Source organism: Bombilactobacillus sp. ESL1197 (genome assembly GCF_058107145.1).
On record NZ_JBYLTY010000002.1, the window covers coordinates 370,125 to 381,141 of the forward strand.

Consider the following 11,017-nt stretch of genomic DNA (forward strand, 5'->3'; position numbering starts at 1 on the left):
GAATACTTTTTTATTGCCACAACCAAGTATTTATTCGGAAAGTGTGTGCAAAATGCAACAAACAAAGTTGAGTAGTTTATTTTTATTGTGGCTGGGAACAGCAATCTCAATTGCTGAAATTGTTACTGGAACCTTAATGGCTCCCCTAGGATGGGGGAAGGGTATTAGTGCCATTATTATCGGGCACTTGATTGGCTGTTTTTTATTTTTATTACCCGCAGCTTATCTTTCAGCAATTAAACAACAACCAGCCATTGCCGTCACACAAAGTATCTTTGGTAAGGCTGGAGTTGAAATTTTCTCTGGTTTGAATGCGTTACAGTTACTCGGTTGGACGGCAGTGATGATAGTCAATGCGCAATTGGCTTTAAATAGTCTGGCACAGAAGTTATTTAATTATCATAATACCGTGGTCATGGCAGTAATTGTAGCGGGATTAATTATTATTTGGCTATTATTGAACCATCAATGGCTCTTTCGAATCAATAATTTAGTAGTTATTCTCTTAGCTATCGGGATGCTTTTAGTAGCAGGAATTTTGCTGACACATTCTTTCCCTCATGCACAGCAGCTAAAACTCACTCCGATCAGTTTTGGCAGTGCGGTAGAACTCAACGTGACGATGGTCTTATCTTGGCTACCATTGATTGGTGATTATACCTATCAAGGACAGCAGCCAGTGAAGGAAAGTTTAGTGAGCGTCCTGGGTTACTTTCTCGGTAGCTGTGCCATGTTTGTCCTAGGATTATTAGCCGTTTTAAAATCTGGACAAACTAATTTTAACCAAACCCTAGCACAAACCAATTTGGGCATCATCGCTTTATTAATTATCATCTTCGCGACCGTTACCACAACCTTTATGGATGCTTACTCCGCAGCAACTAGTTTAGATAATATCTGGCATTTAAACCATGTCAATTATTGGGCTGTTGGTATTACGATCTTGGGCTTATTAATTGCACTCAATGTTTCTTTAAAGTATTACCAAAACTTTTTAAACTTTATCGGTGCTATTTTTACGCCATTATTTGCCATTTTATTTGTCAGTGTCTTCTTAATTAAACAAAGGCTCAACTTTTTCTGGAATTTCTGGTGGTGGTTAGTGGGCGTTGTAGCATATTACTTGCTGCAAAAATTAGACTTCATTGGTGGCACTACCTTATTATTACTGGTGATCATCACCAGCGCACTGCTCATCACGGCGACTTTCAGTAAAAAGTATGATTTTAAATAATTAATGCTGTTACATTAATTAGTAGTAGCATTTTTCAAAAGTAAGATTTCTATCAAATTTAACCTCAATTTTTGATTAGTTATTGCACTATCTGTTAAATTTTATTAAAAATTAATTAAATAATAGCCATTATTTGCAATTACTAGTACTGATTTATGCTATATTTAAATTAATCTTTATGAACAAAGCTAAAGGAGTTGATATCATTAAAAGCCAGATCACACACTGAAAGAACCAAGTTAAGATTTCAACATAAAATTTAATTTGACAAGGATGAAAATTAAAAATGAAACTAAAGTTATCCAGTAGCAGCTTCTTACTTGCCCTAATCGGCTGTTTAATGTTAGCTGTACAACCAGTTCAAGCAAAAAACTACGTGACATCAGCTACTAATTTACAAGTTAGTTCCGGCAATACTGCAGTACCCTTATACAGTGATGCTGATTGCACGCAACCAACCGGGGCCACTTTATCAACTAAAATCAACAATTGGCAAGTCTTCGCCATTGGCCAAGCTAGTCCAGCAGCCAATGCTCAGCGCTTATCTTATAAACTAGGGGCCAAGGCCTGGGTCAAAAGTAGCGATGTCTTTTTAGGTGGTGTCGTTAAAAATCAAAAGCCAAATAACTTATTAGAGGCCTATTCTAATTACCAACGGGTGCCAATTTATGATTCACCACAACTTTGGCACATTACTGGTTATTTGAATTCCAACATTGCTGATTGGAAAATCAGTAAGTATGCTAGTAACAGTGCCACCGGAAATCCCATTACGCGGGTGGACTTAGGAGCTAACCAATGGGTGGATGCCACTAATGACGTAGTGGCCGTGCGTTCGCTATATATTTTTGAAAAGGGGACTCAACTGTTTAACCAGTTTGGAACACCAACGACTAAAATCCAAGCTGACGACTTTTACAAAGTTTATGGTATTAAAAACATCAACGGACAAAATTATGTCAAATTAGGAACCAACAAACAATGGGCCAACTTAAGTGAAGCTCACACTAACTAATTATGTAAAAAACAGTCTTTATATATCAATATATCGCTTTGAATTATCAAGTTAGTATATTGATATGTATGTAAGACTGTTTTTTTAGCTTTTAAAACTACTTCATTTTTAATTTGTACGAATTATAACCTTTAATAAACTCCGCAATTTCATCCGCACGATGATCAAAGAGTTTGTTTAAGACATCAACTGCTAATTGAGGATAAACTTTAAAAGATCCATGCTACTGATAATCGTTTTGAGCCTGCTGTTCGCCCATGGCAAAATCTGTCATTGATGCATTATTCTTGTGGGCTTTTTGTTGCTGCCAAGCCATATATGCCAATTGCACATCATCATAATTGCCAGCTTCATAGTTTCCTTTGACATAATCATAAATTTTCTTGAACATTTTTTACTTTCCTTCCGTGAACTACCTCAGCTCTATAGTAACAAATTCTTTGGTGGCAGTTTAATCATGTTCCAAAGCCAATATTAGCACATTTCAACTGAGCAGCGAGGTGATTTTTTCCCAATTCAATTACTCGTTAATCTATGCCATCAGTTTCAATTTAAAATTTGACATTTCAGCTTGATAATGTTTTAATACAAATCGTTAATTCGATATTTCCAAAAATACAAACAAGGAGTAAAAAATGAATTCTGACGAAATTAGAGTAAAAATTCTTAAAGCTTTAGCCGACGAAGGACGCTTAAAAATTATTCGAATCCTGTCTAACAGTCACCGTGAAATGACCTGTGGTGAAATTGCAGCGCATTTAAACTTAAGTGATTCCACCGTTTCATATCATTTACGAGCTATGCGGGAGGCCGGTTTAACCAAGACCCGTAAAGATGCACAAACACGTTTGATTAGCATCAACGAAGCCACCTTTGCGCAGTACTTGCCCGGATTTTTAACAACTTTGACAGACCACTAAAAAATTTTAGAGCTAATTTCGATATATTTAGAAATAGCGAATTACAACTTGATTAAATGAAACGGAAGTCTTCAATAGATGAAAAAATATGCTAGTTTATTCTTTTTAACAATGTTTTTAATTGGTACGGATACATTTTTAATTTCGCCATTATTACCTACTTTGAGCCACATTTATCATATTCCAACTGCAATTTCCGGTTGGTTAGTGAGTGCCTATGCCATTGGTTATGCAGTCTTTGCTTTAATTTCCGGCCCTATTTCTGACGGCCATGATCGCAAAAAAGTCATGTTATGGGGCTTATTAAGTTTTGCCCTCGCAACTTTACTCTGTGCGTTTGCCAACAGTTTTCCTTTAATGCTAATCTTTCGCTTTTTGGCTGGCGTCAGTGCTTCTTTTGTGACACCACAAGTCTGGGCCTCTATTCCCGTAGTGATTCCGCGAAAACAAGTAGTCAAAGTCATGGGTTACGCCACGGCAGGGATCTCTGTTGCGCAAGTCATTGGGATTCCCATTGGCAGTTATTTAGCCGCTAGTTCTTGGCACACTCCATTCTATGTTATCTCAGGAGCAGCTTTCTTGTTATTACTATTGTTATTTTTCACCTTACCCGAATTAGAAATTAAGTCCCGCCAACATCTCTCCTTTATTCAAATCTATCAACAAATTTTAACTAATCACCAAGCTCTAAGCCAATTAATCGTTTACTTAATTTTCCAAACAGGCGCGTTTACGGTCATGACCTTTGTCTCAACTTGGTTTCAGGCGGACTTTCAGCTCTCTTTATCAACAATTGGTACAGCACTCTTGGTCGCTGGCCTGGGTAATTTAATTGGCTCTCTCATCAGCGATAAAATCGTTCAACATTTTGGTCTGAAAAAATCGTTCATGAGTATTGCGTTACTTTTAATCATTGTAGATTTACTAACCATTACTGCCGCAAACTTTTGGTTCGCAGAAATTATTTTAATCTTAATTTATTTGTTAAACGGACTAATCTTGCCCTTATTCATGACCATGTTTCAAACGACGGTGCCCAATGCTGGCAGCACTATTTCTTCATTATCCAATTCTGCTATGTATTTAGGCGAAACCTGCGCTGGTATAATCGGGGGCCTCTTATTCAAAACCTTTAAAAACTATCTCGGTATTGGTTTATTTGCCGCTATGATGATCATCATAGCCTTAACCATCCGTTGGGCCTTAAACTTAAGAACAGAACGTTGAGTGAAGACCTGAACATCAGCACTATTTATTTTTACTACTCAAGAAGTGCTTATAATTACGCGGTCTTCATTACTATCCGTAACCGGAATGGTAGCAGCACCTCAGCTTATAAATACAAACCGCTGAAAAGTAATGTTCGTATCTATACCGAACATTTTCTTTTTACATAAATTTCTTAATTGGTCTTTATATAATCAAAAGACACATTTTAAAGCATTTGTGCCTTTTGATTACCTTTGATAACGCTTGTAATGGTCATTATAGTATACTATTTGAACTAGCAACCTACAATCCACCAATTAAATCACGTGAAAGGATATAATAACAATGACTCAAGAAAAAACACCATTACACTTAGCCAAAAGTACTGCAGAATACCGTTTATTAGGACAAGAAAAAAATAAAATTAATCCGTGGGAAGAGCACGTTCATTTCGACGGCTTAAAAGAATCATTTGAATGGTTTTTTACTAAAGTTGATACCACCGAAGCTAGTGTTGTGATTGGCATTACAACGGCCCCCTTTTTTCAAGGTGAGTTAGGTCTGAAACCCACTTTAGATGTGATGATTAATTTTTCTAACGGTAAAAATATTATGAAACACCTTGAATTCGATCCTGCAGACTTTTCCATTTTAAAAAATAACTCTGGGGTGGCCGTTGCTCAAAATTACTACCAAAGTACTCAACTGCAACAATTTCATGCCCACGCTGAAGTTGATGATCTTGTGATTGACTTAGAGGTTACACCACAAGCACCAGTCTGGCATCCTGAAACAGGACACTTTCTTTTCGGACAAGAACAAGAAAATTATTTTGGCTTTTTTGTAGTACCACCAACCCCCACAGCTCATGTAACAATTCACAGTAAAGAATTAAACCTGGATACTGATGGAACCGGCTACGTCGATCGGGGTTGGATGAATAAGCCCTTGGGGGAAATCTTAAATAACTGGAATTGGTATTACTGGAATTTCAACGAGTACACTGTGATGGCTATTAACATCACTTTTGAAAAAGAATACGGCTATCCTGAATACCCACTTTTTATGGTATATAAAAATGGTGAACTATTAGCTGGCGGGCCAGACACTCAAAATAATGAGCATTTGCAATATACTGTTAATCAACAACATTACGATGCAAGTATCCAACGGAACGTGATTGATGCATTCACTTATTCCTATCATGAAGCAAACAAAAGCTTTACTTTAAATGTCCACAATGATCAACAAATCGAAGTACAAAAATGGTTTAATGCCTTACCAGGAGCATTGGCACAAAAGCAGGCTTCATCAGTTTGTGATGGTGCGGAAGCTCGTTTTACTGGCCGCGCAACTTTTACTTTTGAAAAGGATGGGCAAGTCATTGATCAAATCTCAATTGCTAATGGACCATTTGATGAACTGCAATATATGGGGCATCCTAAAAAATAATCCTCTGATGAACAACATACTTCTCTAAATTATACGGCTTTTTAACTGGAGCTCATCTACGCATTGTTATCTTGTTCTTATGATCCACATTGAACAGTAGACAATGCTTTTTTTATTCAAAGTACTAATCAAATCAAATGAACATCAATAGTTTCGTTTCCAATCGTTGAAACAACAGCATTCCTACTGGCGAGTTAAAGACATTGCCTACCAATTACTTGATAAAACTCTACAATTGATTAGCAAGCGCAAGTACGTACGCTCGAAAATCGGTTTTAAATTGCGACTGATTCAAAATCATAACTCCCTGTCCCAGACCTAACAAAAAACGGAAACTTTCTTCATTATTCGGCAGGCCTATAGTTGCATGAAAGGTCTGCCCATCCGTTTCGTTGATTACCTCCGGACCAAACCGTTCCACAAACACGTCCCGAAAACGTTCCGCAACAGCTAACCAAACTATTGTTTCCCGTTGCGGTTTCACCCCGCTATATAAGACAAGCTTCTCAGCATTAATAGATCGCGGTTCAAATGTTTCTGCTGAGTACTCGATCATGGAGAGTTTTGCAAGAGTAAAAGTTCGAAATGCCTGCCGAGTCATGTCGAAACCTTGAAGATACCAGCGCTGGACTTTGAAAACGATGCGGTATGGTTCCAATGTCCGCTGGCTCATTTGACCACTTCGGTTCGTATAGGTAAACTTCACGATATGATGTTGCCGAATCGCAATTAATCATGCGGTTGCTCGTCTCCGCAGGACGACCGTTCCTGGCCAGCCTTGATATTCAATGACCACTGGCATCAGTCCTTCAGATACAGTAGATAATCCCTTAATCCGATTCAAAGTTTCTCGCAGTTCTGGGGTTGCTAGTAGCGTAGTTGTCCCAGATAGTGCAATGAGCAGATTATCAAGATCCGTTTGAGTCAGCAACTTTTTGTCCACCTTATAATCTGACATGATGCCAACGCCACCATAACGCCCCTGTTTGGTAAAAATTGGAATACCAGCCTCATTTAACGTATCCAAATCTCGATAAATGGTACGGACACTGACTTCAAATAACGTTGCCAATTGGGTTGCTGGGACTATTTTTTGTCGCAGCAGTAGGAAGACTAGGCTAATTAAGCGACTTATTTTCATTCTTTCTCCAATCCTGACATAACTGTGTCATATTTTACTTGCTATACTACGTTTGTTAAATCAATTAAGCAATTGGAGGTTGTAAACATGACAAAAACAGAACTAATTCCTTTTCTATCGTTAAACGGACAAGCAAATAAGGCAATCGCCTTTTACGAAAAAGCACTAGGAGCCGAAGTCGTTTTTAAAAAGACACTACTTGAGGTCCAACAAATGGGTGCTCCCCTGAAGCTGACGCCTGAAATTGAAAATCAAGTCAGTCACTGCGTATTGGTATTTCCTACCGGTGGCGAATTAATGTTGAATGACACACCTGTTGATAATGAACAATTTGTGATTGGCAATAATCAGAGTATTTGCCTACAATCAACGGATAAAGACCAGATTACGACCCTTTACCAGGGATTAGTGACAACCAGTGACCAGGTTGACATCATCACACCGCTGACCAATAACGTCTTCAGCCCCGCTTATGGGATCGTGAAGGATCCCTTCAATATTGTCTGGCAACTGACAACTTCAATTCACAATGATTTCTAATTAATCAAACACAATATTATTATTTATAAAACTGAGAAGACCGTCTACCTTATAGAATAGAGCGGTCTTTTTGAAACTGACTATGCTGCAAAATCGTTAAAATAAAGTACACCAATGTCCACGCATGGTTCTTAGTTAAAAATTAGTTGAAATAAAAAGCATGGCTATGTTACACTCTAAAAATACATACTTACATTCTCAAATTTCAAAATTGGCTTAATTGAAAAATTTTTTTCCTTTCCTTATGTTACCGTTAATTCGTGAAAAAATATTAATATGGTAAGTTCTAGCAATATAAAAAAACGATCGCTGATCGTTTTTTTATTTCCATTATTTTATTTTTCCTTGAAAAAGTTCTTTATGCGTTCCTATTCGAATTAACCTAATTACTGGATTAGTATTATGCGGCAGATAAACGATTACAACGTCTACTTTGCCTTCTGATAAGTGAAAGTCTAAAGTATCATTATATAAACCACCCCTATTATCCAGTTTATGTGGACTGTAAGAATCAGGAACACGGCCATGAAGCTGTAACTCACTTAATGCAATCCTAAATTCTGAAATTAATTCTGGATGGTGTTTTTTAAATTTTTGATAATCCTTTTGAAACTGCGGTTCAATCTTAATCTTGTAATTAACGTTATTCATTATTGGCTATCACTATTCAAAAAATCCATAATCTGACTCGTCTCCTCAAATTCAGGAGAGTTATCCGGTATTAAACCCATTTCCTTAGCTTGTGCTTCAATCAAAGCCTTATGAGTTGTATCATTGGGTATTTCGTCAGGAACTATAATTTCAAATGGAATTTTATTTTGAATAACGAACTGTTTAATTGCCATGTTAATGTAACCATTTAATGTTAATCCAGCAGTTTCTAGACGTGGTTCTACAGCTTTTTTTAACTGGTCATCTATCCGAATAGTAGTTGGAGTTGTTGTCATTATAAATCCTCCTTTGTATATTTGTATTCATTATAACATACTTAAGAATACAAAAACATAAATAACAATTATAATGAACAGTACAGGCTTCGTTTTTCAATTAGAAACCAAAACGATTTTATTGACGTTAAAGTTATTGATTACCATGGGACCGTTTTGTACATAACCTTGAAAAAGTAATTCTTCCTTTTTGGAGTCGAATAAAATAAAACATTAAAGAAAGAAGTAATGCTGAGTTATTCTGAATTTTAATAACTACTCCAACAATTGCTAATTATTGTTTGATTTTCGTAAATAAACATATAACAAGCTATAACCTATTCCACAAACTATTGTCAACACTCCGTAAATTAACAGCAACAGTTTAGTGCCTGTTTGTTGAAACAGCAACGTTCCGACTGGTGAACCTAAGGCATCACCTACCAAAAAGCCCGACTGAGCTATGCCTAAATACAGAAAGCTTTCAGTTTTGGGAAACATATCGTATTCCATCAACTCTTTAAAGATAAAAAAGCCGGCGATACCAATTGCCATAATTGTATAAGCAATTAACGAAATATAAATGCCCTTGTCAAATTTTAAAAATGCTACCAACATACTACAACCAACAATGACTTCGTTGATAAGAAAGGCCCATCCTGCAGACATCCGCAAATGTCGCCGTTGATAAAAAAGCGATGTTAAAACTGTTAAAATACTAAATATCGTCGTCCAAACAGTTACGGCACTAATTTTGAGACCAGTCTTCCGTAAAATCGCTGGTAAAATAGGATCAATCAAGGCGTTAGTTAATCCCAATAAGAACACCAACAAAAATAATAGTACCCCCGCTAACCGATTCGTTGGTAACGCCACCAACAGACTATGCGGCTTTTTTTGAACTCTACCGTCAGGAATGCTATTAGTCACTGACAGACTGCCCATCAATAAGGCCGCTATAACAATCAAAAACCAGTACATATAATTTGCAGCATGCACTACAGAAATCAACCAACCAGCAACAATAGTGGCCATCAAAGTAGCAATTTGCATAATTGTATACCGCGATGAGACCAGTGCTTCTTTAGCTGCTTCATCTTGGTCTGACTCAAAATAAATCCAAGAGCGAATTACCAGTAACGTAATACTAGCTCCGAGACCGGCAATAATCCCCGAAATCAATGCTATAAAAGCGTTATTAGGAATCACTCTCAACAACATGCCCACAGCATAGATTGGCAAAAAAACTTTGACAATCTTTTTTAACCCCCAGTTGGCCAAATTGTTACTGATTAAAAAGGAAAATGAGCCCGCCACTGCCATCGCCGAATAAGAGATGGAATAATTCAGCAGACCATGATTTTGATGTTTCTTCATTGGTGTCACCTACTATCTACATATTAATCCAATTTAAAGATAGTCAATATAACTTTAATAGAACCTAATCAACTATTGAATGAAAATGATCCTGGATTAAACTTCATGAACGCAATGTCACTGAGCGCAAACCTAAATTTTAAAATCAATTCCAACTGGTGTTTTCGAAACTTCTGATAACCTTTTCGTGCTACACTTAATATGTCAGAAAGAGGGGTAAATGATGCAAGCAAAATTAACGTTGATTGGCAGTTTAATTATGACCGTATTTGGTTGTTTATTGATAATTAGTCATTCGGTTAATGCCCAAGCCTATGTCACATCAGCCGCAAATTTACAAGTTAGCTCTGGAAAGGAAGCGGTACCAATCTATAGTGATGCTGCCTGTTCCCAACCAACCGGTACAACTTTAGCCACCACCATCAATGATTGGGCAGTCACTGCTGTTAGTCAAAGTAATCGTCCTACAGATGGTACAACGTACATTCCCTTTAATTCCTTTGACCTAGGGTTTAATCAATGGGTTAAAAGTAGTGATGTCTTTTTAGGTGGCGTCGTCAAAAACAAAAAGCCCAATAACTTAATAGAAGCCTATTCTAACTATCAACAAGTTCCCATCTACGACTCGCCACAACTATGGCACATCACTGGTTATTTAAATCCTCAGATTGCTGATTGGAAAGTAAGTCAGTATGCCAGCAATAGTTCAAGTGGCGATCCCATTACGCGGGTTGATTTAGGAGCTCATCAATGGGTGGCTACATCGAGCAACGTCCTTGCCGTGCGTTCGATCTATGCCTTTGAACAAGGAGCCCAATTGTTTAACCAGTTTGGAACGCCAACGACTAAAATCCAAACTGACGACTTTTACAAAGTTTATGGTGTTAAAAACATCAACGGACAAAATTATCTCAAATTAGGTAACAACCAGCAGTGGGCTAATTTAAATGCCGCTCATATCAACTAATTTAATTCAAATTATATATTTGGGAAAATTGCTAACGAAAGGGTGCAATTATTATGAAACCAACTCTAATATCTTTCAGTAGTCAATTATTGGCAACAATAATTACTGTAGCTAGTTTACCAATATTATCGACTCAAGCCGCTGTCGTTCCCAGTCATGATATTTATTATTCACATGGGCGGATGAACATGACTTACCAAGATCCACAGTTAAGTCAACCCATTGGCACGAGGCTC

14 protein-coding genes are annotated in these 11,017 nt (G+C 37.2%); 8 read left to right on the plus strand and 6 right to left on the minus strand.

Annotation, left to right across the window (positions count from 1 at the left end):
- The first annotated feature begins 52 nt into the window (after positions 1-52).
- Complete coding sequence (gene cytX, locus AC3B6B_RS07475; RefSeq protein ID WP_489758050.1) at positions 53-1,234, plus strand: putative hydroxymethylpyrimidine transporter CytX; 1,182 nt, start codon at positions 53-55, stop codon at positions 1,232-1,234.
- 286 nt (positions 1,235-1,520) lie between these two features.
- A complete protein-coding gene (locus AC3B6B_RS07480) occupies positions 1,521-2,249 on the plus strand; it encodes a hypothetical protein (protein WP_489758049.1) in 729 nt (242 codons plus the stop codon).
- 223 nt (positions 2,250-2,472) lie between these two features.
- On the opposite strand, the gene AC3B6B_RS07485 is transcribed toward AC3B6B_RS07480, so the two are convergent.
- Positions 2,473-2,640, minus strand: a complete 168-nt coding sequence (locus tag AC3B6B_RS07485; RefSeq protein WP_489758048.1) for a hypothetical protein — start codon at positions 2,638-2,640, stop codon at positions 2,473-2,475.
- Between the two features lie 244 nt (positions 2,641-2,884).
- Between AC3B6B_RS07485 and AC3B6B_RS07490 the strand changes: the two genes are divergently transcribed.
- The 3 genes from AC3B6B_RS07490 to AC3B6B_RS07500 all read left to right on the plus strand — a co-directional run bounded on the left by AC3B6B_RS07490 (position 2,885) and on the right by AC3B6B_RS07500 (position 5,830).
- Complete coding sequence (locus AC3B6B_RS07490) at positions 2,885-3,169, plus strand: ArsR/SmtB family transcription factor (protein WP_489758047.1); 285 nt, start codon at positions 2,885-2,887, stop codon at positions 3,167-3,169.
- A gap of 78 nt (positions 3,170-3,247) precedes the next feature.
- A complete protein-coding gene (locus AC3B6B_RS07495; RefSeq protein ID WP_489758046.1) occupies positions 3,248-4,396 on the plus strand; it encodes an MFS transporter in 1,149 nt (382 codons plus the stop codon).
- A gap of 327 nt (positions 4,397-4,723) precedes the next feature.
- The gene (locus AC3B6B_RS07500) at positions 4,724-5,830 is read left to right on the plus strand and encodes a hypothetical protein (protein WP_489758045.1); all 1,107 of its coding nucleotides are present in this window, start codon (positions 4,724-4,726) and stop codon (positions 5,828-5,830) included.
- 229 nt (positions 5,831-6,059) lie between these two features.
- On the opposite strand, the gene AC3B6B_RS07505 is transcribed toward AC3B6B_RS07500, so the two are convergent.
- On the minus strand, positions 6,060-6,560 hold the full coding sequence (locus AC3B6B_RS07505; RefSeq protein WP_489758057.1) for a WYL domain-containing protein: 501 nt from the start codon (positions 6,558-6,560) through the stop codon (positions 6,060-6,062).
- 3 nt (positions 6,561-6,563) lie between these two features.
- On the minus strand, positions 6,564-6,971 hold the full coding sequence (locus tag AC3B6B_RS07510; RefSeq protein ID WP_489758044.1) for a helix-turn-helix transcriptional regulator: 408 nt from the start codon (positions 6,969-6,971) through the stop codon (positions 6,564-6,566).
- 87 nt (positions 6,972-7,058) lie between these two features.
- On the opposite strand from AC3B6B_RS07510, the gene AC3B6B_RS07515 reads away from it, so the two are divergent.
- A complete protein-coding gene (locus AC3B6B_RS07515) occupies positions 7,059-7,511 on the plus strand; it encodes a VOC family protein (protein WP_489758043.1) in 453 nt (150 codons plus the stop codon).
- Positions 7,512-7,841: 330 nt separating this feature from the next.
- Here the strand turns inward: AC3B6B_RS07515 and AC3B6B_RS07520 are convergent, their stop codons facing one another.
- The 3 genes from AC3B6B_RS07520 to AC3B6B_RS07530 form a co-directional block, all read right to left on the minus strand.
- Positions 7,842-8,162, minus strand: coding sequence for a type II toxin-antitoxin system RelE/ParE family toxin (locus AC3B6B_RS07520; protein ID WP_489758042.1), 321 nt, complete (start codon positions 8,160-8,162; stop codon positions 7,842-7,844).
- Entirely contained in the window at positions 8,162-8,458 is a 297-nt protein-coding gene (locus AC3B6B_RS07525) for a type II toxin-antitoxin system RelB/DinJ family antitoxin (RefSeq protein ID WP_489758041.1), read from the minus strand. Before AC3B6B_RS07525 ends, AC3B6B_RS07520 begins: the two co-directional genes overlap by 1 nt.
- A 270-nt stretch (positions 8,459-8,728) precedes the next feature.
- On the minus strand, positions 8,729-9,814 hold the full coding sequence (locus AC3B6B_RS07530; RefSeq protein WP_489757684.1) for an MFS transporter: 1,086 nt from the start codon (positions 9,812-9,814) through the stop codon (positions 8,729-8,731).
- 220 nt (positions 9,815-10,034) lie between these two features.
- On the opposite strand from AC3B6B_RS07530, the gene AC3B6B_RS07535 reads away from it, so the two are divergent.
- The gene (locus tag AC3B6B_RS07535) at positions 10,035-10,781 is read left to right on the plus strand and encodes a hypothetical protein (RefSeq protein ID WP_489757683.1); all 747 of its coding nucleotides are present in this window, start codon (positions 10,035-10,037) and stop codon (positions 10,779-10,781) included.
- A gap of 53 nt (positions 10,782-10,834) precedes the next feature.
- On the plus strand, positions 10,835-11,017 hold a 183-nt coding region (locus AC3B6B_RS07540; protein WP_489758051.1), incomplete at its 3' end, for a hypothetical protein.

What these genes read in the sequence shown, in the direction of transcription:
- AC3B6B_RS07525 (WP_489758041.1), bottom strand. Translation starts at nt 8,458, where the DNA reads ATGACAACAACTCCAACTACTATTCGGATAGATGACCAGTTAAAAAAA.
- AC3B6B_RS07535 (WP_489757683.1), top strand. Translation starts at nt 10,035, where the DNA reads ATGATGCAAGCAAAATTAACGTTGATTGGCAGTTTAATTATGACCGTA.
- cytX (WP_489758050.1), top strand. Translation starts at nt 53, where the DNA reads ATGCAACAAACAAAGTTGAGTAGTTTATTTTTATTGTGGCTGGGAACA.
- AC3B6B_RS07485 (WP_489758048.1), bottom strand. Translation starts at nt 2,640, where the DNA reads ATGTTCAAGAAAATTTATGATTATGTCAAAGGAAACTATGAAGCTGGC.
- AC3B6B_RS07500 (WP_489758045.1), top strand. Translation starts at nt 4,724, where the DNA reads ATGACTCAAGAAAAAACACCATTACACTTAGCCAAAAGTACTGCAGAA.
- AC3B6B_RS07520 (WP_489758042.1), bottom strand. Translation starts at nt 8,162, where the DNA reads ATGAATAACGTTAATTACAAGATTAAGATTGAACCGCAGTTTCAAAAG.
- AC3B6B_RS07530 (WP_489757684.1), bottom strand. Translation starts at nt 9,814, where the DNA reads ATGAAGAAACATCAAAATCATGGTCTGCTGAATTATTCCATCTCTTAT.
- AC3B6B_RS07495 (WP_489758046.1), top strand. Translation starts at nt 3,248, where the DNA reads ATGAAAAAATATGCTAGTTTATTCTTTTTAACAATGTTTTTAATTGGT.
- AC3B6B_RS07510 (WP_489758044.1), bottom strand. Translation starts at nt 6,971, where the DNA reads ATGAAAATAAGTCGCTTAATTAGCCTAGTCTTCCTACTGCTGCGACAA.
- AC3B6B_RS07480 (WP_489758049.1), top strand. Translation starts at nt 1,521, where the DNA reads ATGAAACTAAAGTTATCCAGTAGCAGCTTCTTACTTGCCCTAATCGGC.
- AC3B6B_RS07515 (WP_489758043.1), top strand. Translation starts at nt 7,059, where the DNA reads ATGACAAAAACAGAACTAATTCCTTTTCTATCGTTAAACGGACAAGCA.
- AC3B6B_RS07490 (WP_489758047.1), top strand. Translation starts at nt 2,885, where the DNA reads ATGAATTCTGACGAAATTAGAGTAAAAATTCTTAAAGCTTTAGCCGAC.